This is a genomic window from Streptomyces sp. MMBL 11-1 (assembly GCF_028622875.1).
Classification (GTDB): Bacteria; Actinomycetota; Actinomycetes; order Streptomycetales; family Streptomycetaceae; genus Streptomyces.
Map to the genome: position 1 here is coordinate 38,791 of NZ_CP117709.1, position 22,946 is coordinate 61,736.

At 72.1% G+C, this 22,946-nt stretch carries 21 protein-coding genes; 7 read left to right on the plus strand and 14 right to left on the minus strand.

Annotation, left to right across the window (positions count from 1 at the left end):
* Positions 1-310: 310 nt before the first annotated feature.
* The 3 genes from PSQ21_RS00185 to PSQ21_RS00195 all read right to left on the minus strand — a co-directional run bounded on the left by PSQ21_RS00185 (position 311) and on the right by PSQ21_RS00195 (position 3,263).
* Positions 311-1,159: an NmrA family NAD(P)-binding protein gene (locus tag PSQ21_RS00185; RefSeq protein WP_274028246.1), complete on the minus strand. Its 849-nt coding sequence runs from the start codon at positions 1,157-1,159 to the stop codon at positions 311-313.
* Between the two features lie 12 nt (positions 1,160-1,171).
* On the minus strand, positions 1,172-2,116 hold the full coding sequence (gene afsA, locus PSQ21_RS00190; RefSeq protein ID WP_274028247.1) for a 2-oxo-3-(phosphooxy)propyl 3-oxoalkanoate synthase: 945 nt from the start codon (positions 2,114-2,116) through the stop codon (positions 1,172-1,174).
* A gap of 535 nt (positions 2,117-2,651) precedes the next feature.
* The gene (locus PSQ21_RS00195) at positions 2,652-3,263 is read right to left on the minus strand and encodes a LysE/ArgO family amino acid transporter (protein WP_274028248.1); all 612 of its coding nucleotides are present in this window, start codon (positions 3,261-3,263) and stop codon (positions 2,652-2,654) included.
* Between the two features lie 67 nt (positions 3,264-3,330).
* Between PSQ21_RS00195 and PSQ21_RS00200 the strand changes: the two genes are divergently transcribed.
* Both PSQ21_RS00200 and PSQ21_RS00205 read left to right on the plus strand, forming a co-directional pair.
* Positions 3,331-4,251, plus strand: a complete 921-nt coding sequence (locus PSQ21_RS00200) for a LysR family transcriptional regulator ArgP (protein ID WP_274028249.1) — start codon at positions 3,331-3,333, stop codon at positions 4,249-4,251.
* A 106-nt stretch (positions 4,252-4,357) separates the two neighbouring features.
* Complete coding sequence (locus PSQ21_RS00205; protein WP_274028250.1) at positions 4,358-5,218, plus strand: endo alpha-1,4 polygalactosaminidase; 861 nt, start codon at positions 4,358-4,360, stop codon at positions 5,216-5,218.
* 24 nt (positions 5,219-5,242) lie between these two features.
* Here the strand turns inward: PSQ21_RS00205 and PSQ21_RS00210 are convergent, their stop codons facing one another.
* The 9 genes from PSQ21_RS00210 to PSQ21_RS00250 all read right to left on the minus strand — a co-directional run bounded on the left by PSQ21_RS00210 (position 5,243) and on the right by PSQ21_RS00250 (position 14,551).
* Positions 5,243-6,040 carry a VOC family protein gene (locus tag PSQ21_RS00210; RefSeq protein ID WP_274028251.1) on the minus strand — a complete coding sequence of 266 codons (798 nt, stop codon included), beginning with the start codon at positions 6,038-6,040 and terminating at the stop codon, positions 5,243-5,245.
* 394 nt (positions 6,041-6,434) lie between these two features.
* On the minus strand, positions 6,435-7,100 hold the full coding sequence (locus tag PSQ21_RS00215) for a lysophospholipid acyltransferase family protein (RefSeq protein ID WP_274028252.1): 666 nt from the start codon (positions 7,098-7,100) through the stop codon (positions 6,435-6,437).
* A 212-nt stretch (positions 7,101-7,312) separates the two neighbouring features.
* Positions 7,313-8,914 carry a glycoside hydrolase family 13 protein gene (locus PSQ21_RS00220; protein ID WP_274028253.1) on the minus strand — a complete coding sequence of 534 codons (1,602 nt, stop codon included), beginning with the start codon at positions 8,912-8,914 and terminating at the stop codon, positions 7,313-7,315.
* 162 nt (positions 8,915-9,076) lie between these two features.
* Positions 9,077-10,030: a carbohydrate ABC transporter permease gene (locus tag PSQ21_RS00225; protein ID WP_274028254.1), complete on the minus strand. Its 954-nt coding sequence runs from the start codon at positions 10,028-10,030 to the stop codon at positions 9,077-9,079.
* Positions 10,031-10,047: 17 nt separating this feature from the next.
* Complete coding sequence (locus PSQ21_RS00230; RefSeq protein WP_274028255.1) at positions 10,048-11,016, minus strand: carbohydrate ABC transporter permease; 969 nt, start codon at positions 11,014-11,016, stop codon at positions 10,048-10,050.
* Between the two features lie 7 nt (positions 11,017-11,023).
* Positions 11,024-12,376 carry an ABC transporter substrate-binding protein gene (locus tag PSQ21_RS00235; RefSeq protein WP_274028256.1) on the minus strand — a complete coding sequence of 451 codons (1,353 nt, stop codon included), beginning with the start codon at positions 12,374-12,376 and terminating at the stop codon, positions 11,024-11,026.
* Between the two features lie 757 nt (positions 12,377-13,133).
* Positions 13,134-13,295, minus strand: coding sequence for a hypothetical protein (locus PSQ21_RS00240; RefSeq protein ID WP_274028257.1), 162 nt, complete (start codon positions 13,293-13,295; stop codon positions 13,134-13,136).
* Positions 13,296-13,628: 333 nt separating this feature from the next.
* The gene (locus tag PSQ21_RS00245) at positions 13,629-13,844 is read right to left on the minus strand and encodes a hypothetical protein (RefSeq protein ID WP_274028258.1); all 216 of its coding nucleotides are present in this window, start codon (positions 13,842-13,844) and stop codon (positions 13,629-13,631) included.
* Positions 13,841-14,551, minus strand: a complete 711-nt coding sequence (locus tag PSQ21_RS00250; protein WP_274028259.1) for an alpha/beta fold hydrolase — start codon at positions 14,549-14,551, stop codon at positions 13,841-13,843. The genes PSQ21_RS00245 and PSQ21_RS00250 overlap by 4 nt, the downstream gene beginning before the upstream one ends.
* 209 nt (positions 14,552-14,760) lie before the next feature.
* On the opposite strand from PSQ21_RS00250, the gene PSQ21_RS00255 reads away from it, so the two are divergent.
* Positions 14,761-16,794, plus strand: a complete 2,034-nt coding sequence (locus PSQ21_RS00255; RefSeq protein ID WP_274035585.1) for an ATP-binding protein — start codon at positions 14,761-14,763, stop codon at positions 16,792-16,794.
* A 208-nt stretch (positions 16,795-17,002) separates the two neighbouring features.
* Here the strand turns inward: PSQ21_RS00255 and PSQ21_RS00260 are convergent, their stop codons facing one another.
* Positions 17,003-18,796, minus strand: a complete 1,794-nt coding sequence (locus PSQ21_RS00260) for an acyl-CoA dehydrogenase family protein (RefSeq protein WP_274028260.1) — start codon at positions 18,794-18,796, stop codon at positions 17,003-17,005.
* Positions 18,797-19,141: 345 nt separating this feature from the next.
* On the opposite strand from PSQ21_RS00260, the gene PSQ21_RS00265 reads away from it, so the two are divergent.
* Positions 19,142-19,642 carry a GNAT family N-acetyltransferase gene (locus tag PSQ21_RS00265; protein WP_274028261.1) on the plus strand — a complete coding sequence of 167 codons (501 nt, stop codon included), beginning with the start codon at positions 19,142-19,144 and terminating at the stop codon, positions 19,640-19,642.
* Positions 19,643-19,750: 108 nt separating this feature from the next.
* Here the strand turns inward: PSQ21_RS00265 and PSQ21_RS00270 are convergent, their stop codons facing one another.
* Positions 19,751-20,566, minus strand: coding sequence for a PepSY domain-containing protein (locus PSQ21_RS00270; protein ID WP_274028262.1), 816 nt, complete (start codon positions 20,564-20,566; stop codon positions 19,751-19,753).
* 197 nt (positions 20,567-20,763) lie between these two features.
* On the opposite strand from PSQ21_RS00270, the gene PSQ21_RS00275 reads away from it, so the two are divergent.
* The 3 genes from PSQ21_RS00275 (at position 20,764) to pfkB (ending at position 22,923) form a co-directional block, all read left to right on the plus strand.
* On the plus strand, positions 20,764-21,012 hold the full coding sequence (locus PSQ21_RS00275) for a DUF6296 family protein (protein WP_274035586.1): 249 nt from the start codon (positions 20,764-20,766) through the stop codon (positions 21,010-21,012).
* Between the two features lie 205 nt (positions 21,013-21,217).
* Entirely contained in the window at positions 21,218-21,979 is a 762-nt protein-coding gene (locus PSQ21_RS00280; RefSeq protein WP_274035588.1) for a DeoR/GlpR family DNA-binding transcription regulator, read from the plus strand.
* Positions 21,976-22,923, plus strand: coding sequence for a 1-phosphofructokinase (gene pfkB, locus PSQ21_RS00285; protein WP_274028264.1), 948 nt, complete (start codon positions 21,976-21,978; stop codon positions 22,921-22,923). Before PSQ21_RS00280 ends, pfkB begins: the two co-directional genes overlap by 4 nt.
* Positions 22,924-22,946: the final 23 nt, after the last annotated feature.

Below are 22,946 nucleotides of genomic sequence, written 5' to 3' on the forward strand. Positions count from 1 at the left end.
CCGCGGAAGCACAGGGTGGAGTCGGAGGTGAGGACCTGCCTGCCTGGCCGTCGCTCCGGAACACGTAGGTCCAGCGGACCCCGGTCTGGTCCGAGTGGGTCGTGGAGTGCAGCCGGCCGGGGATGCGCGAAGATCCGTCTTTCCGGCTTCTTTTCGGAGAACGGAGGAATCACGGCAGAGAAGAGTGAGCGCTTTCCGTGCACGCCTCTCCCGTGAATCCGCATAACGGACCGGAAAGGAAATGCGCGAGTCGTCGCTCCTGTGCGCGGTCGGCGAGTGTGCGGGGCCTCCCCTCGCCGGTGATGCGGCCTTATTCCGGCGTGAACGCCTCCGCGTGCTCGGCCGACCAGACGCGGTACGGCCTCGCCGGGCGGCCCGTCAGTTCCTGGACCGTGGGCACCACGGCTGCCTTCGCTCCCGCCCGCTGCCGCTCCGCGCTCCGCAGGAAGGCCTCCGCGACGGGCGGCGGATACTTCGCCAGCAGGGCCGTGCGCGCGGTGTCCAGGTCCAGTTCCTCGAAGCGCAACGGCCGCCCCAGCACCCGGGAGAGCTGGGCCGTCTGCTCCCGCGCGGTGATCGCCTCCGGGCCCGACACGGCGTACGCCCTGCCCTCGTGCCCCGTACCGGTGAGGACGGCGACGGCCACCGCGGCGACGTCGCGCGGGTCGACGCACGCGACCGGAGCGTCACCGTACAGGGCGCGCACCACTCCCGCCGACCGGATGCCGGGCCCCCAGGAAAGGGTGTTGGACATGAACGTCCTGGGGCGCACGAACGTCCACGGGACCCCCGACTCCCTCACCGCCTGTTCGTTCTCCCGCTGACGCCGGGTGATGAAGTCGTCGGCGCCCGGCTCCTCCACCGCCATCATGGACAGCTTGACCAGGTGGCGTACGCCCGCCGCGGCCGCCGCCGCCGCGACCCTCTCGTCGTCGGGCTCCGTGGGGCTGTTCGTCACCAGGAACACCGAGGCGACTCCCCGCAGGGCCCGGTCGAGAGCGGCGCGGTCCCCGTACTCGCCCTCGACGATTTCGACCCCTCCCCCCTGTACGGTGAGCCGCTCGGGGCGGCGCGCGAGAATCCGCACGGGGCCGGCCGCCGCCAGCTGTCCGGCGACCTCACGGCCCACCGCTCCGGTCGCACCCGTCACGAGAATCACTCGGGAAACCTCTCAGCCGTGGGCCCGGGGGCCGGACAGGACGGTGGAGAACACCGTTTCGCCGTCCTGATGGCCTGTCACCTGTACCGTCACCGTATCCTCGGCCGTCCCCGGCAGGACCACCGCCCTGATCCAGCACGGACTGCCGAACTCGGAGTACCGGTGGAAGCGGGTGCGCGCCTCGGCCGGAACGATCCCCGCGGGCCCGGCCGCGAGGCACGCCGCCTGGCGGGCCGCCTCCAGCAGCAACATGCCCGGGACATGGTCATTGGGGCGCTGGAACAGGGTGGGATGCCGGGTGTCCACGCGCAGTTCCCAGACTCCGTCCCGCCCGGTCTCCGAGAGCACCACGTCCTCGACGCGGGTACGGCCCGCCCGGACGGCCGGGACCGGCACGGTCTCCGGTATGGATATCCCCTCGGCCGGGGCGTCGCCGCGCATCCGCCTGTACGCCTTGGGAGTGCTGAAACGGGTCTCCCCCCTTCCCGTCGCGGCGAGCCGACCGTCGCGGTACACCGCCCAGCCGACACGCCCCTGGGCCGGGAGCCCGCCCCGCCACTTCAGGTCGGAGCAGAACACCTCCACGTCGATCTCGGTGGGTGCGCCCCCCACGGCCAGGTGCTCCTGATGACAGACGTAGTCGAGTCCCGTCATCAGGAACTGATAGCCGAGCGGGATCCCGTACCCGGCGTGGAAGGCGAGCATGGCCGCCTGCCGCATCGCCTCCGCGACCAGCAGCGGGTCGTGCCGGTCGTCACCCACCGGAGCGAAGAACGGATGATCGTGCGGAAGGACCGCCCCCACCGAGAACCGGTCGTGCTCCAGGCGGACCCAGTTCCGCGGAAACGCGTCCTCCGGCCTGGTCCGGTGCACCATGTCGATCCCCACGGAGTGCACCACCTCGGCCTCCGCATCCATGGTCGGCACCGAATCGATCAAAACTGCTGCTTCGGGCATAACTCCCCCCAGGGGTCATGTAGTGGCGAGCCGTTCCTGCGATGCTTATATCGGTATAATAAGACGAGAATACTCGGTCTTTTTCCCTTTACCCGGGACGAATCCCCCACGTCCGCCCCGCCGCATTTCCGGGCCCCGCCCGGGAATGCGGATGACGGCGGCGCGGGCATTGAGGAGGCGCGTCGTCCCGGCCGCGAAGTCCGCCGGAATTCGCCGGAGCGCCGACTCCGCGAAATGTGCCGGCCGCTCCAATTTTCCGCGCGCCCAGCGGCGCCCGGCCCGGGACGCCGGGCTCGGACGGATGCACCCCGTCCAGGGCGAGAACGACGGCCCGTTGCACGCTTCCCATGGCACGATCCTGTCGAAAGATGGCGATCATGGCATGGTACGCCGGGGGTGCGCCCTCGACCCTGGACGTGTCGAGTGCCCGGGGAGGACCCTGGGCACTGGCGAAGGCCGAACGCTCACCCTCGCGGCGTTCCGGCGTTCCGGCGTTCCGGCGTTCAGGCGTTCAGGCGTTCAGGCGTTCAGGCGTTCAGGCGTTCAGCGCCAGCTTCGCGCCGAGCCCGATCATCATCACGGCTACCAGACCGTCCAGCACCCGCCACGCGGAGGGCCGCGCGAGGACCCCGCTCAGCAGCCGGGCGCCGAACCCGAGCGCGGCGAACCAGCACACGCTGGCGAGGATCGCGCCGAGGCCGAAGGTCCAGCGCAACGGTCCTCGGTCGGCTGCGACGGATCCGAGCAGGAACACGGTGTCGAGGTACACGTGCGGATTGAGCCAGGTCATCGCCAGGCAGGTCAGCACCACGCTCCCGCGCGAGGCGGCCGGGGCGTCCCCCGCGTGCAGGGCGGACGGGCGCAGGACGCGGCGTGCGGCGAGCAGTCCGTAGCCGATCAGGAACACGCCGCCGAGCAGTCCGACCACGGTCAGCGCCGAAGGCCAGGCCACGACGAGGGCGCCGACCCCCGCGACCCCCAGCGCGATGAGCACAGCGTCGGAGAGGGCGCAGATCCCGACCACCGCGAGCACGCCGTCGCGGCGGACGCCCTGGCGCAGCACCAGGGCGTTCTGGGCTCCGATGGCGACGATGAGCGAGAGGCCGGTGCCGAAACCGGCGGCCGCGGTGGTCAGGGCGTTCGTCATGCGGGCGACGGTACGGAGCGGGGAAACCTGGTGTCCAGCTAAAGATTCTTACGTATCATCAGTGTTCATGATGTCCGAGCTTCCTCTCGACCAGGTGCGGACCCTGCTGGCCGTGGTCGACGAAGGCACCTTCGACTCCGCGGCGAACGCCCTGCGGCTGACGCCGTCGGCGGTCAGCCAGCGGGTGAAGGCGCTGGAGCAGCGCACGGGCCGCGTGCTGCTGATGCGCACGAAGCCGGTGCGGCCCACCGAGTCCGGTGAGGTGGTGGTGCGCTTCGCCCGCCAGCTGGCCAGACTGGAGCAGGACGCGCAGGCGGAGCTCGGGATGTCCGGGCCGGGCGAACCGACGCTCCTGCCGATCGCGGTGAACTCCGATTCCCTGGCGACCTGGTTCCTGCCCGCTCTGCGACGCGTGCCCGAGGAGCTGGGGCTCTGTTACGAGCTGCGCCGGGAGGACCAGGACCATACGGCCGCCCTGTTGCGGGAGGGGCTCGCGATGGCGGCGGTGACCTCGTCGCCGGAGGCGGTGACGGGCTGCTCGGTACGCCCGCTGGGCCGGATGCGGTATCTGCCGGTGGCGAGCCCCGGTTTCGCCGACCGGTGGCTGGGGCGGCGGGAGGGCACCGCGCTGCGTGAACTGATCGGCGACGCCCCGGTGATCGGCTTCGACCGGCGCGACGACCTTCAGGACGCTTTCGTGCGCCGGCTCGGCCCCGGCCGCCGGCCGAGCCCCCGGCGCCACCTGGTCCCCACGTCGGAGGGGTTCGCGCACGCCGTGGCGTCGGGCATGGGCTGGGGCATGGTGCCCGAGGTCCAGGCGGAGCCGTTGCTGAGCGGCGGACGGCTCGTGCGGCTCACCCCGGACCACACCGTCGACGTCCCGCTGTACTGGCAGCAGTGGAAACTGGAGTCCCCGGCCCTGGCGGCCGTCGCCGAGGCGGTGGTGGCGGAGGCCGCCGAGGCACTCGACGGCGACTGGCCGGACTGACCGCCGCACCGCCCGGTCACGGGGCGGTGCGGCCACGCACGATTCGCTCATGATCGGCCGTCCATGATGGGGGGCAGGTTCCGAAGTCCACGCACGGGAGTCACGTATGCCCCAGCCCGCCGTCCGTCCGTTCCTCCGCCGTGGGAGCACCCTCGCCGGTCTGGCCGTCGGCGTCGCGACCGCGACGGTAGCTGGGCTGCTCCTGTCCGACACGTTCGCCTCGGGCACCACGGCCGATGCCGCGCCCGAGGTCGTGCCGCCCGAGGCGAACGTGACCTTCGACTACCAGATCGGCGGCGGGTATTCCCCGCCCGCCGGGGTCGGGGCGGTCTCCCGCGACCGTCGCGACGAGCCGGCCGAGGGCCTGTACAACGTCTGCTACGTCAACGCCTTCCAGACCCAGCCCGACGCGCTGGACCAGTGGGAGAAGAACCACCCGGATCTGCTGCTGCGCGACGGCGACGGCCGGCTGGTCAACGACGAGGACTGGGGCGAGGCGCTGCTCGACACTTCGACGGCGGACAAGCGCGCCCGGCTGGCGGATATCGTCGGGGGCTGGGTCGACGGCTGCGCGAAGTCGGGCTTCCAGGCGGTGGAGCCCGACAACCTGGATTCCTTCGAGCGCTCAGAAGGATTGCTGACCCGGGAGCACAACGCGGCGTTCGCGGAGCTCCTGGCCCACCGGGCGCACGCCGCCGGGCTGGCGATCGGCCAGAAGAACACCACCGGTCTGCTGGAGCGGCGGGCGGAGATCGGCTTCGACTTCGCCGTCGCCGAGGAGTGCGGCCGGTACGACGAGTGTGCCGACTACGCCTCCGCGTACGGCGACAGGGTGTTCGTCGTCGAGTACACCGACGGCGACTTCGCGAAGGCGTGTTCGTCCGTGGGGACGACGGTCTCGGTGGTGCGCCGGGACCTCGACGTCCGGCCGGCCGGACAGCCGGGGTACGTGTTCCGCACCTGTTGAACGGCTCTTTCGGGGACGGGTGGCTCAGGGGGCGCCCGTCGGGTGGGCGCAGATGGTGAAGATGCCGCCGTCGGGGTCCCTGATCACCGCTTCGGTCCCGTCGGCGGGCGAGTCCACCGGCGGTCCACCCGTGCCGCCCGCGGCTCGGGCCGCCTCGGTGGCCGCTTCCAGGTCCGCGACCGGGAAGCGGACGTGCCAGCGCGGGCGCAGCCGGGGGTCGGGGGAGGACGCGTCGCCGCCTCCGCGCAGGGTGGCCACGGTGCGGCCGCCCTGCCGTACGACGACCGTGTCCTGCTGGTACGCGTAGCCGACCTCGCAGCCGCCGGGTTCCCCGGAGGCCCAGCCGAACACCTCGGCATAGAAGATCGCGCAGTCGAAGGCGTGGCTGGTCCGCAGTTCGATGGAGGCGGGAGGGTGGTCTCGGCCGAACGACCAGGGCGGGGTCCTGCCTTCCCAGAAGCCGAATCCGGCGCCTTCCCGGTCGGCGGCCACCGCTCCCCGTCCGGGGCCCACCCGGATCGGGCCGACGGCGATGGTGCCACCCCGTTCACGGATCCGGGCCGCTGTGGCGTCGACGTCGGCGACGGCGAAGTACGGTGTCCAGCTGACTTCCGTGGGCAGACCGTGGGCGATCTGCCCGATCCCGGCGACCGGCAGGGCGTCGGCGTGGGCGACGGTGAAGCCCTCGCCGAGGGTGCCGGAGCGGAAGGTCCACCCGAGAACGGTCCCGTAGAAGTCCTTGGTGGCCCGCAGGTCCCGGGTCATGAGACTGACCCAGCACGGAACCCCGTGCACCGGGGTGCTCTGCTCTGCCGCGGTCATCGGGATCCGTCTCCTCGTCCCCGGGTGGCGAGCCGCCGGACGTGGACGCCGGTCCGGCGGGTGGGCCTGTCGGTCACCTGCCGTCGCAGGCCGGTGCGCTCCGTGGCGTCGCACGTCCTCCGGAGCGGCACGCCTCCATACCTACGCCGCCGGGGTCGCCGCCGCCACCCGGGCCGCGCCCCGGAACGGTGCGGAGCGCACGCCCCCGGCCGGCCCGGACGGGACCCCGCAGGTCAGTGGCCCGGGACAGGCTGCCCGGTCGGCCGCCTCGCAGCCGAGGGCGGCCTCCCGCACAGTTGCCGGGCGACCGCGCGGGGTGGGAGAAGTGCCGGCAGCGCCCGGAGCCGGGGGCGTGGGAGGCCGGACTGCCGTTCCGCCGGGTTTCGTCGCCCGTTCAGTGTCCGGCGAGCGCCGCGGGTTCGCCGAGCCGGTGCGCGGCGGTGCGCCAGGCGGCGGTGACGGCTTCGCGGGCCGTGACGGTCGCCGCCTCCACCTCCGGCGGGAGCTGCAGCGGGGCGCCGACGTGGACGTGGAGCCGGGGGCGGCGGGCCGGAGCGGTGAGGATCCCGGAGATCTGCTTGACGCACGAACCCGAGGTCACGCGGCGGGCTCCCGCCTGGCCGAGCGGCACGACGGGCGCGCCGGACGCGTGCGCGAGACGGGCGAGGCCGCTGCGGAAGTTTTCCGGCGGGGCCTCCGCCGCGTCCGTGCGGCGGGGCAGCCGTCCTTCGCCGTAGATGAGCAGATGACGCCCGTCCCTGAGCGCGGCCGCCGCCGTGTCGAGGGCGTCCGCGGCCCGGTCGGTGTTCCGGTGCACGGGCACGTGCCCGCCACGCTCCAGGAGACGGCCGAGTACCGGTACGCGCCACAGGCCCGCGGTGGCCATGACGACGGGTTCGACGCCGAGGCGCAGCAGTGCGGCGAGGACGATGCCCGGGTCGGCCAGGGAGGTGTGGTTGGCGACGATGATGCTGCCGGCGGCCGGAGCCGTGGCGTGGTCGGATGTGACCGTGAGTCGTCCGAGCGAGGGGACGACGGCGGCGGCGAGGCGGCTGAGCACGGTTCTCCCGGGGTCCGGCGGGCGAGGCCGTCCTGGCGACGGCGGTGCGGGTGCGGGGTCCGCCTCTCCCGGCTTCGCCCGCCACGGCCTCATCGTCGTGGCAGCCGGGGCGTGGGGCCTGAGTGCGCGTACTCAGGCCCCCTGGTCGGTCTCCCCAGCGTCGGTTTGCTCCCGGGCTGCCGGAACTCTCCGGGGCGGTGCGCCGTGCCGGTTCAGAGGGCCAGCCACACCGCCGTGTCCCGGGGCAGCCGGCCCTCGGCGTCGAGGGGGCCGCTGGTGAGCAGGACCTCGGTGTGGGCGGGGAGGCCGGCGGAGCTCGCGGCGAGGTTGACGGCGCAGACCAGGCCCTCGCCGCGGGCGAACATCAGGAGGCCGGGCTCTTCGCTCAACCAGCGCAGCGGTTCGGTGTGCAGCGCGGTCAGGGTGCGCCGCAGCCGGAGGGCCTCGCGGTAGAGGGTCAGCATGGAGTGGGGGTCCTGTGCCTGGAGGTCCGCCGCGCGGGCAGGCCAGTCGGCGGGGAGCGGAAGCCAGGGTTCGACGGTGGAACCGAAGCCGGCGAACGGTTCGCCGGCCGCCCAGGGCAGGGGGGTGCGGCAGCCGTCGCGGCCGGGGGCCCGGCCCTGGGAGCGGAAGTACATGGGGTCCTGGACGCGGTCCACCGGTACGTCGGCCTCGGGCAGGCCCAGTTCCTCGCCCTGGTAGAGGTAGACGGAGCCGGGCAGGGCGAGCGAGAGGAGGGCTGCGGCGCGGGCGCGCCGGGTGCCCAGTTCCAGGTCGCTGGGGACGCCGAACGCCTTGGCCGTGAAGGCGAAGCCGGTCTCCTCGCGGCCGTAGCGGGTGACGGTGCGGGTGACGTCGTGGTTGCAGAGGACCCAGGTGGCGGGGGCTCCGACGGGGGCGTGCTCCGCGAGTGTCCCGTCGATGGCACGTCGGAGAAGCCGGCCGTCCCAGGGGCAGCTGAGGAAGGTGAAGTTGAAGGCGGTGTGCAGTTCGTCGGGGCGCAGGTAGCGGGCGAAGCGCTCCGGGTCGGGCAGCCACACCTCGCCGACGAAGACGCCGCCGAACGCGTCGGCGATGGCCCGCCAGCCCCGGTAGATCTCGTGCAGCTCGTCCCGGTCGATGTACGGGTGGGGCCCCTGGTGCCCGTCGAGGTCCGGGAGCGCCGGGTCCTTGGCGACGAGGGCCGCGGAGTCGATGCGCACCCCGGCGACGCCGCGTTCGAACCAGAAACGCAGGATGGCCTCGTGCTCCTGGCGTACGGCCGGGTGCGCCCAGTTGAGGTCGGGCTGTTCGGTGGCGAAGAGGTGCAGGTACCACTCGCCGTCCTCGACCCGGGTCCAGGGCACTCCGCCGAACTCGCTCTCCCAGTCGTTGGGAGGCAGTTCGCCGTGTTCGCCGCGGCCGGGCCGGAAGTGGAAGAGTTCGCGTTCCGCGCTGCCGGGGCCCGCCGCCAGGGCGGCCCGGAACCAGACGTGCTGGTCGGAGACGTGGTTGGGAACGATGTCGATGATGGTCCGGATCCCCGCCTCGCGGGCTTCGGCGATGAGCTTCTCGGCTTCCGCGAGGTCGCCGAAAGAGGGGTCGATGGCCCGGTAGTCGGCCACGTCGTACCCGCCGTCCGCCATCGGGGACCGGTACCAGGGGGTGAACCAGAGCGCGTCGACGCCGAGTTCGGCCAGGTAGGGCAGCCGGGACCGCACGCCCGTCAGGTCGCCGGTGCCGTCGCCGTCGCCGTCGGCGAAGCTGCGGACGTAGACCTGGTAAATGACGGCCGAGCGCCACCAGTCGGCGGCGGCAAGCTGGCTGCCTTCCATGAGGCGGGTTCCTTTCGGGCGGGGCACGGTCGCCGGCGGGGTGGGCCGGTGCGCGCGACGGAGGACGGGAGGTTCTGACGCCGCCGCCCCGGAGCGGGACGGGATGGCCGGGGGCGGCGGCGGGTCCGGGGCGGGCGGCACAGGTGGCGCCGTCCGGCGCGGTCAGCCTTTGGTGCCGCCGGCGCTGATTCCGGCGATGATGTGCCGCTGGAAGACCAGGAACATCAGGACCATCGGGATGCTCGCGATGACCATGGCCCCGATCAGCACGGTCAGCGGGACGTTCTGCGAGAGCTGCACCAGTGCCACGCTGATCGGTTGCTTGTCGGTGTCGGAGAAGACCATCAGCGGCCAGAGGAAGTCCTGCCACACGGCGACCAGCGCGAAGATCGACACGACGCCGAGGACGGGTCTCGACAGGGGCAGGACGATGGACCACAGGGTGCGGAGCTTGCCTGCTCCGTCGATCTCGGCGGCTTCCAGGACATCGCGCGGGATCTGGTCGAAGAACCGTTTGAGCAGGTAGAGGTTGAAGGCGTTCGCGACGGCCGGCAGCCAGATGGCCAGCGGGTCGTTCAGCAGGTTGACGTGGATCAGCGGCATGTCCGCGATCGTGAGGTACTTGGGTACGACGAGGGCCTGCACCGGGACCATGAGGGTGGCGAGGATGCCCCCGAGGATGATGTTGCCGAAGGCCGGCTTGAGTTTGGACAGGGCGTAGGCGGCGGCCGTGCAGAATACGATCTGCAGCACCCAGGCGCCGGTCGCCTGGACGACCGTGTTCCACAGGTGGGTCGGCAGCCGCATCAGGTCCCAGGCGTCGGTGTAGCCGCTCGCCCGCCACTGCTCGGGGACCAGGGTGGGCGGGGTGCGCACCACTTCCTCGGGCGGTTTCATCGCCCCGGTGACCATCCAGTAGACGGGGAAGAGGAACGCGAACGCGAAGAGCAGGACGACGAGGGAGAACACCGACCAGTAGGCGGCCCTGCCACGGCGTCCGGCGAGTGCCAGCGGCGAGATGACGGTACGTGTGGACCGCTCGGCCGGGGCGTCGCCGGACTTCCTGGCGCGGACGGCGGGCGGTTTCCGTACGGGGGGCGGAGCTGTCTGTGTCATTGCGGGCGACGCTCCTGTCAGTCGGTGCGGGTGAGTCGCAGATACAGGGCGGAGAAGGCGCTGAGCACCAGCAGGAGCAGCACGCTGAGGGCGGACGCGCCGCCGAAGTCGTTGTAGAGGAAGGCGTACTTGTAGATCAGGTAGAGCACGGTGACGGTGGAGTTCTCCGGGCCGCCGCCGGTGATGACGAAGGGTTCGGTGAACACCTGCATCGTCGCGATGACCTGGAGGAGCATCAGCATGAGGATGACGAAGCGGGTCTGCGGGATCGTGACGTGCCGGACGCGCTGCCAGACGGACGCACCGTCCAGCTCGGCGGCCTCGTACAGCTCGCCGGGGATGCCCTGGAGGGCGGCGAGGTAGATGAGGACGGTGCCGCCCATGTTGGCCCAGGTGGCGACGGCGACGAGCGAGACGAGCGCGGTGTCGGCGCCGTTGGTCCAGTTCGACGTCGGCAGGTGGAGGAAGCCGAGCACCTCGTTGGCGAGGCCCGCGCCCGGATCGTAGAACCACTTCCACAGCAGGGCGCTGACCACCGGCGGGATCATCACGGGGAGGTAGACGACGACCCGGAAGAAGGCCTTGGCGTGCCGCAGTTCGTTGAGGACGAGTGCCATGAGGAACGGGACGGCGAACCCGATGACCAGGGCGAGCACGGTGAAGGTGAGGGTGTTGCGCCAGGCTGCGGCGAACTCCGGGTCCTGGAAGAGGCGGGTGAAGTTCGCGGTGCCGACCCATGCGGGGTCGGACCCGGGGGTGTACTTCTGGAACGCGATGATCACCGACCGGACGGCCGGGTACCAGGAGAACAGGATGAAGCAGAGCAGGCCGCCGGTCAGGAAGCCGTAGGCGGTGGCCTGGTCGGCGATCTTCCTGCGCAGCGGGCCGAGGGGCCCGCGGCCCGCCGGGCGCGCGTCCCCCGGGGGAGGCGTCGTGCCGGCGGACCGCGGCGTCACGCGCGCCGCGGGCTGGGACGTGGTCTTCATGGCTCTCTCAGCCCCGGGCCAGGATTCCGTCGATCTTGGACTGGGCGTCCTTCAGCAGGGCGTCGATGTCCGCGTCCTTCTTCGTCAGGACCGCCGAGACGGCACCGTCGAGGACCGCGTAGATCTGCTGGCCGTGCCGGGGCTCCAGCTTCATGTCGAGCTGCTGGCCGCCGTCGATGAAGGCCTGGTAATTGGCGACCGGGACGTTGGCGGACGCCTTCTTCAGCTCCTGGTCCTTGGCGTCGGTGGCTCCGGTGAACAGGCGCGGCTCGGGCAGGCCGACCGGGGACTTGTCCTCGGCGGCACGGGCGTAGTTGTTCATGAACCCCTGGCCGGGGGTGAGGAAGGTCCACTCCAGCCACTTGAGACCGGCCTTGATCTGCTCCGGGGTGGCCTTCTTGTTGAACATGTAGCCGTCGCCGCCCATGAGGGTGCCCTTGCCGCCGGGCATCGGGGCGAAGGCGAGGTCCTGGTACCTGCCGCCGGCCTCCTTGACGATGCGCGGGACGTTGTCGGGAGCGGCCAGGTACATGCCGAGCTTGCCGGAGCCCATCATCTGGAGGGTGTCGTTGATGATGAGCAGTTGCTTGGCGCCCATGGAGTTGTCGCGCCAGCGCATGTCCTTGAGGTTCTGCAGGACGGCCTTGCCCTCGGGGGTGTCGACCGTGGCCTTCTTGCCGTCCGCGCTGACGACCGTGCCGCCCTGGGAGTAGATCGAGGCGGTGAAGTGCCAGCCGCCCTGGTTCTGGGCGCTGTACTCGGCGAAGCCGACGGTGCCGTCGCCGAGCGCGGCGATCTTCTTGGCCGCGGCCCGGACCTGTTCCCAGGTGGCCGGCGGCTTGTCCGGGTCGAGACCGGCCTTGACGAAGAGCGGCTTGCTGTAGAGCAGGCCCATGGAGTAGTTGGTGCGCGGGATGCCGTAGATCCTGCCGTCGACGGTGTAGGCGTCGCGCAGGGGCCGCGCTATGTCCTCGTACGCCTTGAGGTCCTTGACGTACGCGGTGATGTCGGCGGCCTGGTTGATGGAGACGACGCGCTCGGTGTCGGTGAAGTACGTGTAGAAGACGTCTTCCATCTGGCCGCCGGCCAGCTTCGCGTCGAAGGTCTTGGGGTCCTGGCACGGGAAGGCGTCGTGCGCGGTGACGTCGATGTCGGGGTTCTGCTTCTCGAACGTCTTGACGTCCTCGTCGAACCGCTGGTGGTCGATCTTCGCACTCGGCTGGGGCCAGCAGTTGACCGTGATGCGTGTCCTGCCGTCCGCGGGGCTGTCGCCCTCGCCGCCGCAGGCCGCCAGGCCGGTGAGGGTCAGGGCCGTGGCGACGGCGGTGACGCAGGTACGACGAAGAACAGAACTTCTCATCGGTGGACCCCTCTAGGGCAGGAGTGCGGGAAGCCCACAGCCCCGAGCTGTGTGGCGAGCCACACTCAACCACCGCCGACGAATGTCCGCAAGATCTCGCGTTCATTTCGTAAATCTTTGACAGTCTCTGCTCTCCATGGGTTGTGACGGCTGACGGAACCAGGGAGAACCGCGGAGTCGGGGCCCGTACGAGATGCCGCACGAGGGCTGCGAGAACGCTGTGACCGGGCCCGTCACCGCCGGGCCGCCGCGCACGCGGGAGCGGCGGAGCCGGCGGGGACCGCGCGGCGGAAAGCAGGGACGGTCACAGGCGGGGTTCGGTTTCGCGGGGCGCGCGACGCCCGCGAGAGCTGCCCCGCAGAGGCGGGCGGCGGCGGGGGGCACGCGGCGGGAAAAGCCTGCGGGAATCCGCCCGGGGGGGGCGGTGGCGCGGCCGGTGTCACCCACGGCCCCGGCGGCCCGGCCGCCGCTCGGCGGCCGGCTGGGAGCGCTCTCCACGCGGCTGCGTGGACCGCTCACCGAAGCCCGGCCGCCCGGGCGGTCGCGATGGACGGCCGGGGAGCCGCGGCGGCGTCGGGCGCGATGTCGGACGCCCGGCCTGCCGCGGCCTCACCCGCTCGCCCTGACGACGGCTTCGGCAAACCGTCGTGTCACGAACGCAAGAATATGGCAATAGTTGCAGGACGTTAATCGTCCCGTGATGAACATGACCGCCCCGAGGCGGCTACGACCGGGATTCCGGCTCGCCGGCGGCTCCCTAGCGGGCCGGGGCAGCCGTCCGCACCGTGCCGAAGTCGATGGCGCGGTCTGCCTCGCGCAGGACCTCCTCGGCCACCCTGCGTACTTCGGCGGGTACATCGCCGTGCTCCTCCACGAGGCCGGCGTAGATCGGTGCTTCGGTGCTGTCTGCGGAACTCATACGGTTCTTTCCCGTCGGTCTGGTGTGTGAGAAACCCCTGCCGGTCGGCGGAGGCGGGGGCGAGTGTACGTGCTGGGTGGCAGCGGTCGCGATTCCATTCCGGCGCGCGGACCCCGCCGCATCTGCTGGAACAGCGCCCCGCCCCGCCCCGGAGGGCGCGTGGCGGCCGCTCCGTCACCGGCCGGGTCGGCCCGTGCCGAGGTGCTGCGCGGGACAGCCCGCACGGCCGGCGAGCACGGTCAGCTCGACGGGGCGGAGGTGGGGCCGGGAACCGGGGCGCACGGGGTGGGCCGGGAGCCCGGGGGTGGGCCGGGGGTGCGGGACCGGGCAGCTTCAGGTCGGGTCCGCCGAGCGGCGTCTCCGGGCCTCGGGCAGGGGTCGGTGGCCCTCGGTCCACTCGTTGACCCAGCCGCAGCCCGAACAGGCGTACCGCCCGTCGAGGCCCGCGATCAGGGTGCCGCAGCGCGCGCATCCGATGTAGGTGATCTCCGGGTGCTGCGTGGCTGCTTCGTCCGGGGAGCGCCGCTCCGGGCGGGGTGAGGCCGTCATCGTCCGGCGTCCGTTCCCGCGGCGTCCAGCAGGATCCGGGCGAGCTCGCGCGGCTGCGAGAACATCGGCCAGTGACCGGTGTCCATCGTGGCCAGCCGCCATCGCTCCCCCGTCAGCAGCTCGGCCACCTCCAGGCTCGGCTCGGGCCGGTCGAGCAGGCACTTGACGTACGTCGCGGGCAGCAGGCCCAGGGGGCGGGTCAGGGCGGCGGGATCCGTGAGGGTGGCGCCGGGGTGGGGCGTCGAGCCACCGAGGAACCGGGCGAGCTGTTCCTCGGTGAGGCCCTGGTCCGCGCAGTCGGAGGCGGCCGGCGGCGGCCAGAAGCCCCCGTTGGCGGCGATGGCGGCCTCGACGCCGGCCCGGCCGTCCGGCCAGCCGGAGACGAAGGACTCGCCGTCGGCCGGGACGTTGGAGTCGACGAACACGACGCGGGTGAGCCGGTCGCCGATCCGCTCGGCGGCCTGCCCGACCGGAATGCCCGCGTAGCTGTGGCCGACCAGCACCACGTCGCGCAGGCCGAGGCGCTCGACCTCCTCGACGATGTCCTGGACGTGCGTCTGCTGCCCCGCCGCCGCCTCCTGCTTGTCGGCGAGGCCCGACAGGGTCAGCGGGTGGACCCCGTGGCCGGCCGCGCGCAGGCCGGGCTCCACGTCCTGCCACGCCCACGAGCCGAGCCAGGCCCCTGCCACCAGTACGAATTGCGTCATGCCAGCAACGTAGCGCAGGGGTACGACAGAGCCTGCCCCCCGCTGCCCCGCCGGCCGTCGTCGCCTCGCCGCCTGACGGGCGGCGGCACACCACCACCCCGTCGCTCTATGCCACTTGCCGATCGAACAGGATGCGTTGTCAGCCGTTTCTGACTGCTTTTCGCTATGAACGGAGGCGGCGGGCCGCAGCGAGGCAGGATGTCCCCGTGATGGGCAACCTCCCCGTCGTGACGACCAGCTTCGTCGGACGCGACAACGAACTGGCCGACATCGAACGGGCACTTCGAGAACGTCGGCTGGTCACGCTCACCGGCCCCGGCGGGGTCGGCAAGAGCCGGCTGGCCCTGCGCACCGCCGAGCGTACCCGGGACCGTTACGCCGACGGCGTCTGGTGGGCCGACCTTTCCCATCTGCACGACGCGCAGCTGCTCGCCACCACGGTCTGCGACGGCGTCGGGCTCCTGGACCACAGCCCCCGCCGACCTGCGGCCGCGCTCGGTGAATGGCTCTCCGGCCGACGTCTGCTCCTCGTTCTCGACTGCTGCGAGCGGATCGTCGGCCCCTGCGGGCAGCTCGTCGCCGAACTGCTCGCCGCGGCCCCGGGGCTGACGGTCCTCACCACCAGTCGGGAGCCGTTGGGCGCGGCGGACGAGAAGTGCGTCGAGGTGCCCCCGCTCTCCGCGGGCGACGACGGTGACGAGGCCGTCCGGCTCTTCCACGAGCGCGCGGCCGCCGTCGCCCCGGGTCTCTCGCTCGACGACCCGGAGAGTTCGGCCGCCGTCGAGGAGATCTGCCGTCGGCTCGACGGCATACCGCTCGCTCTCGAACTGGCCTGCGTGCAGCTCCGCGAGAGCAGCGCGCAGGAGATCACCGGACGGCTGGCCTCCCGGATGGAGGAGCTCACCGACGACACCCTCTGGCCCCGCCGCCACCGTGCGCTGCGCACCACGATCGGCTGGAGCCACGAACTCTGCGCACCGCTGGAGCGGCTGCTGTGGGCTCGGCTCTCCGTCTTCCGCGGCGTCATCACGACTGCGGACGCGGAGGCGGTGTGCGCGGGCGGGCCGCTGGACGCCGGCGCCATCGGCCAGGCCCTGGAACGCCTGGCCGACCAGTCCGTCCTCCGGCGCACCGGGAGTGGTTACCGGATGCTGGACACGCTGCGCGAGTACGGGGCGATGTGGCTGGCGGAGCTGGCGGAGGACGCGCTCCTCGCGGACCGGCACGCCCGGCACTTCGCCCATGTCGCCGTCCAGGCGTACGCGGGCTGGCTCGGGCCGTCACAGGTCCTCTGGTACCACCGGATCGCCGACACCCACGCGGACCTGTGCGCGGCCCTGGACCACCTGCTGGCCGAGGACCCGGAGATGGCGATGGAGCTGGCCGGGTGCGCGGGCCTCTTCTGGAGCTGCTGCGGCCATCTGCACCAGGCCCGTACGTATCTGGAGCGGGTGCTCGCCCTGCCGCTCTCCGCCGGTCCTCACCGCACCCGGGCACTGTGGGCCCTGGGCATCACGCTGACCCTGCAGGGCGACCACGAGGCGGCCCGCCGCACCGGCGAGGACTGCCGGCACGCGGCACTCCTCGACGAGGACCCGGAGGCGGTGCTCCTCGCGGCCCACTCCATGAGCTTCACGTATCTGATGATGGGCCAACCGCTCACCGCGTACGCCGTCAGCGACCAGGCACTGGGCCAGCACGAGGGCGACCCCGCCGACGCGCCCTCCCAGCTGCGCTGCCGGGTGATACGCCTGTTCGCCCTGTCCGCGCTCGGCCGGCTCGACGAGGCGTACGAGGAGGCCATGCGGCTCCAGCGGATCAGTCTGCGGTTCGGCGAGCACTGGGCACGGGCGTACGCCGATCACCAGCTCGCCCTGATCCACCTGCTCCAGGGCCGCCCCCGTCATGCCGAGAGTCACGCGCGCGCGATGCTCGCGAGCAAGCACGAGCTCCACGACAGCCTCGGCATAGCGCTCGGCCTCGATCTGCTCGCCGGAGCCATCGCCGCGCAGGGGAACGGAGTGGCCGCGGCCCGTGCCTCCGGTACCGGGCACGCCTACTGGCGCATGATCGGCCACCCGCACCGGGGCACCCCGGAGCTCGGGGCGATCCGCGCGCAGTGGGAACTCCGGGCCCGGCAGGTCGCGGGCGACTCCGCGTACGAGCGGGCCTACCGGCGCGCCTCGGCCGACGACGCCGAACGCGGTCTGGCCCACGCGCTGGAGCGCGGGAATCCCGGATAGCCGAAGCGGCCTCCGCACCGGCGTCCGCCGTCCGGACACCGGCCCCGTCCGCCCACCGCACCGGCGGCAGCGGGACACTCGACGAGACCCCACGTGGGCTGGGCCCTGTTGGGGGGGGGTGACTCGCTGGCCGCTGTGCCTCCGACCCGTCCTTCCGGCCGCCGCCCCTGTCCGGCGGCCGGGGAGACCGTTTCCCCCTTCGTCCTGGTCAGGCGCTGAGCATCGGGTGCGTCTCCAGCAGTGCGTCGGTTACGCCGAAGGCGCGGGTGAGGATCAGCGCGTGCGGCTCCAGGAAGCCGAGCACCGCGTCGACCGCGTCGGGCAGGCCCTCGACCTGATCGACGGTCATCCGCCCCCGTGCCAGCAGGTCCCCGCTGTGCGCGGCGACCCGGCGCAGCGCGAACAGGGCATGCAGCCCGCGCAGCAGGTCCGCCGCCTGCCCGGAGCGAACCTGGTCCGCCGCGGTCAGCAGGGACTCGGCGGCGAGCCTGTGGACGTGGGCGTCGGCCAGTGCCACGGCGGGCGTCACCGTCGCGTTCCAGCGGGCCAGCGGGGAGTCGGCGCGTTGCCGCAGCCGGGCTTTCGCACGGCCGTGGGCGATGCGCTCGATGTCGGCCAGGAGGTCCTGGAGGAACTGGGGGCCGGTCAGCTCCCGGTCCTCGGCCGCGAGCTCGCTCTCCGGCTTGAGGTCGACGCCGCCGAGCAGCATTTCACCCCCTGCCTTCTCCATGATGACCTTGTTGTCCCCCTCGGCCGTGATCGCACCCTCGACGGAGGCGAGCTGGAGCGCGATGCCGTTGGCCTGGATCAGGCCCTGGGCCCCGCACCGCTCGCGGCACTCGGTCATGACCGCCCGGGCCCGCCAGGTGATCCAGGCCTTGCTGATCGCCGTCAGCCGCTCGTACGCCTCGCGCTCCTCGCCCGTGGCCCGGTCCCACTGCCGCACCACCTGCCGCTGGAGCAGCGTGGCGGCGTAGGTCGTCGCCGCGGCGTCCAGCAGGGACGCGTGGTGACCGCGGTGGGCGATCAGCGGCACACGCTGCCCGTTCGTCATGCCCGAGGTGACCCGTGTGTGGGCGTAGCGCATGGCGACGTCGAGAGCGTGCCGCATGACGCCGAGGCTGTGGGCGGTCATGCACAACTTGCCCATCGTGACCCGCCCGATGGAATGGAGGAACCGTCGGCGGGGGCTGCCGAGCGCGCTGGTGAACTCGCCGTCGGGGGTGAGGCGGCCGTGGTCGCCCTGAAGAAGTGCGCTGAACGGAAGCCGGACACCGTGGAATCGGGTGGTGCAGTGATCGACCGGGCTGCTGGCCGTCTGGGGCAGCGGCCGCACTTCCACGCCCGGCAACGGGCTGCCGTCGCTGTCGCTGAGCGGCGTGAGGAACAGAAAGACGCCCTGGTCGGTGCCGTCCACTATCAGACGGGCCGCGACGACGGCCCCCTTCGCCCCTCCCGCCGGACCGGTGTTGGGCATGAACTTCTGCGCGCCGGCGTGCGGGGTGTGCAGGACGAATGCGCGCGCCGCCCGGTCGAACGTCGCCGTGGTCTCCATATGCGCGGCGTCATTGCCATGGGCAACCTCGGTACAGAGAAACGTTCCGATGCGGTCCGCGCGGATGTACTCGCTGAGGTCGCGCCCGGCCGGGTCGTGATCGACCAGGCTCCCGAGGAAGAGGTTGTAGTGGATGGCGACGACAGTGGCCATGCCGGGATCCACCGCACCGGCCCACTCGTGGATGGCGGTGAGTTCGACCGGATCGCTCGCGAGGGCCTGCGGAGCCTCTGCGGCCTCATTGACCAGCCGAAGCCGTTCGTAGCTCAGGGCTATGCGTTCTCCGTGGGTCAGTCCCTCCTCGAAGCGGAACGGGGTGGAGCTGAAGAGACGCCTCCATCGTTCGTGAGTCGTGGCCAGCTGACCGGCGAACAGTACGTCGGCGAGCGCGGCGGCGACGGGTGCGGCAAAGTCGGTTGCGGTATACGGAATCTGAGAGACAGTCACACCCGAGAAAGTTAGCCTGATCGATCACGTTTGACGGAGTGAGGATCAACACGATTGAGCTGGGCGAAACACGGTAGGCGCCTGCCTGCTCCGTCACTCGCTTCCGCTGCCCGGCGGCCCCTCGGAACGATCATGATCAGGGTGCGAGCGGGCCGATCCGACCCGGATCGCGGCCAGGGTCGCCCGCCTGCCCGGGGACGGGGCGGAGCGGCCGTGCCCTCGACGGCGGGATCGGCGGCTCCGCGATCTCCCCCAGCCCGTCCGCGGCCATCCGGCTCCACGCGGCCGCCCCCCGTCGGGGCCCACGCGCCGACCCCCCGTGGGGCACGGCCTTAGCATCCCCGTATGACGTCCATCAGCCGACTCCGTCCCGACCATGCCGAGGCTCTACTCGCTTTCGAGCGGGAGAACCGGGCCTACTTCGCCGCGTCCATTCCCGACCGGGGCGACGACTACTTCGCCGCATTCGCCGAACGCCACCGCGCGCTGCTCGCCGAGCAGGAGGCGGGGCTGCACCACTTCCACCTCATCGAGGACGACGGCGGCATCCTTGGCCGGATCAACCTCCTCGGCGTGCGGGAGCGGTCGGCCGAGCTGGGCTACCGGATAGCGGAGAAGGCCGCGGGGCGGGGGCTGGCCACCTGGGCGGTGCAGCAGGTCTGTGTCCTGGCGGTCCGGGAGTACGGGCTCACCGCTCTGCGTGCGGAGACGACGCTGGACAACACGGGATCCCGCGCGGTGCTGGCGCGCTCCGGGTTCGAGCCGCTGGAGGACGTCATGTTCGGCGACCGCCCCGGGCGGCGGTACGTCCTGGACCTGAGCGGGGGCGCTCCCCCGGCCCCTTGAGCGGCGCCGCCACCGAGGGGAGCGGCGGCGGGCGACGGGCATCATCGGGCGGGAAAGGGGTACGCCGGGCGTCCGGCGTACCCCTTCGAGGGCAGGGCGGGGCGGAGGTCAGTCCTTGTCGGTCTCTTCGCGGACGATGGTGTCGTTCTTGGCGTCCACGTCGAAGGTCGTCCTCTTCCAGTCCGAGCCGATCACGTCGACCTGCCAGATGGCGCCGTTGCCCTCCTTGTCGTCGAGGCCGACGGAGGTGACCGTCCCCTTCTTCTTCTCGGTGGCGACCTTGGCCGCCTGCTGCGGGGTCTGGGTGGCCTGCGCGAGCCGGTCGGCCGTCTGCTTCTTGTCGTCCGCGTCCTGATCGGCGTCGACACGGGCCTCGATCACCTTGCCGTCGACCGCGTTGATCCGGACGGTGTGGACCGTGCCGTCCTTCTCCGCGACTTCCGCGACCCAGACCGGACCCTCGGAGCCCGGGCTCGCGCTCGGGCTGGATGTGCCGGTCCCGGTCGGGCTCGCGGTCCCGGTCGGGCTCGCGGTTCCGGTCGGACTCGCGGAGCCCGTGGGGCTGCCGGACCCGGTCGGGCTGGGGCTCTGGTCGCTGTCGTCGTCGTCCACACCCTCCAGGTCCAGATCGATCAGCTTGCCCCCGGCCACCTCTCCGGAGGCGGTGGTGGCGGCGTCGTCGAAGGTGACCTTCGTGGCGTCGAGCACCTTCTTGCGCTCCTTCTGGTCCTCGGTCAGCTGGGCCGTGGCCGAGGGCGACGTCGTCTGCTTCTGCGGGACGACCTTCGCGGCCTCGGAGGTGGCGGCGCTTGTCGCGCTGTCCGAGCTCTGACCACATCCGGTCATCAGAACGGCTGTGGCGGCGGCCATGCCGAGGGCGCCGACCGTCTTGAGGGTGCGGGATCGGGAGGAGGCACTGTTCATGCGTCGAGGCTCAAGTCTCATGCACGCATGCCTAGCCCTCCGGGCCATCGGTCATGTTGTCCTACCGGGGAGTCACCCGATCGACCGGGCGGGTCCGCCCGTTGGCCGTCGCTCCCCGGGCGGTGGACGCCGAGGTGCGAAACAATGGCGGCAGGGCCGTATTCTTTCCGCCCGGCCGGGAGGCCGTCATGGATCACATGGTGCACACCGAGTGTTACGAGCTCATCTTCCAGATGTCCGGTGCCGCGGACGACGTGGTCCGTGTCCGGCTCACCGACCGCCTGGGGGCCGGCGGATTCCCGGTGTACGAGGACGATACGGGGATCGTGCGCGCCGAGATCAGTGACCGGGGCGAGGTCCGCATGCTCGCCAGCGGCGGCCACCAGGCCCCGGGAGCTCCCCTGCTGGCCCGGCCCCTGAGCGAGGACTCCCCCGGAACACCGTGACCTGACTGCGGGAGGGCGGGGCGCACCGTGCACGGTGCGCCCCGCTCCCCTGTGCCCGCACGTCCAGGTGCGAGCCCGTCCTCCCGTTGACGCCCACTCTTCGCCTGGTGCCCACTCTTCGCCCGATTGTGTTTACATTCCCGCGCCACACTCGTAATCTGAGCGCGAAACAACAGACTCGGGCATGAAACGGATACGAAACCACATGTACGCACCGGAGCGTCAGCAGGAGATCCTCCGCCTCGCCCAGGAGAGCGGGCGGGTCGACGTGCTGTCCCTGGCCGAGGAGTTCCAGGTGACGGCCGAGACCGTCCGGCGCGATCTCAAGGCCCTGGACCGGGCGGGGCTGCTGCGCCGGGTGCACGGTGGGGCGATCCCCGCCGGGCGGCTCGGCTTCGAGCCGGACCTCGCCGAGCGCGACACCGTCGCCGCCGACGAGAAGGACCGCATCGCGCAGGCCGCCCTCGCCGAACTGCCCGTCGACGGCAACGTGATCGTGGACGCCGGGACCACGACCGCGCGCCTCGCCGCCGCCGTACCGGTCGAGGCGGCGCTGACCGTGGTGACGCACGCACTGCCGGTGGCCGCGCGTCTCGCCGACCACCCCGGCATCGCGCTGCATCTGGTGGGCGGCCGGGTCCGGCACCGCACCCGAGCGGCGGTCGACGCCTGGGCGCTGGGCGCGTACGCCGAGATCAACGCCGACGTGGTCTTCCTCGCCACCAACGGCTTCTCCCCCGACAGTGGCCTGACCACGCCCGACCTCGCCGAGGCTGCGGTGAAGAGGGCCGTGATCAAGGCGGCACGCCGGGTCGTCCTCCTCGCCGACTCCGGCAAGTTCGGGCAGGAGCACTTCGCCCGCTTCGGCGATCTCACCGATGTGGACCTGCTCATCACCGACACGGGGCTCAGCCCCGACGACGCCCGCTCCATCGAGAGCCGGGGCACGGAAGTAGTACGCGCATGATCCTGACCGTCACCCCCAACCCCAGCCTGGACCGCACCTACGAGCTGCCCGGCCTGACCCGCGGCACCGTGCTGCGTGCCACGGCGGACCGCGTCGATCCGGGCGGCAAGGGCGTCAATGTCTCCCGCGCCGTCGCGGCGGCCGGACACCGCACCGTCGCCGTCGCCCCGATGGGGGGCCCGGAGGGCGCCCTGCTCGCCCGGCTGCTCGGGGACCTGGGCATCGAGGCCGCCGGCGTGCCGATCGCCGGGAACACCCGGATCAACGTCACCCTCGTCGAACCCGACGGCACCCTCACCAAGGTCAACGCGGCGGGCCCCGAGCTGAGTCCGGCCGAGGCCGAGGACGTCCTGGAAGCGGTGCGGGCACGCTCATCCGCCGCCGACTGGATCGCCTGCTGCGGGAGCCTGCCGCGCGGACTGCCGCCGCGGTGGTACGCGGAGCTGGTCGAGCGGAGCCACCGCGCCGGCGCCCGGATCGCACTGGACACCTCCGGAGCGGCGCTGACCGCCGCCCTGGACCGGGCACCCGATGTGATCAAGCCCAATGCCCAGGAACTCGCCGAGGCCGTCGGCCGGCCGCTCGCCACCGTGGGCGACGCGCTGAAGGCGGCCGAGGAGTTGCGTGCGCGCGGTGCCCGGTCGGTGCTGGCGAGTCTGGGCGCCGACGGGCAGCTGCTGGTCGAGGCGTCGGGCGCGTACTTCGCCACCGCGCCGGTGGCCGCCGTGCGCAGCAACGTCGGCGCCGGGGACGCCTCCCTGGCCGGCTTCCTGACGGCGGGCGGGCGGGGCCCGGAAGCCCTCACCGCGGCCGTCGCCCACGGTGCCGCCGCCGTGCAGTTGGCCGGAAGCCTCATGCCCACCCCGGCCGACCTCGATCTGCCGTCGGTCGTGACGACCTCCGACGTGCCGCTGAACCGCGTGCTGACGGAGCCCGCCCCATGACCCCCGCACCGCCATCACCCGCC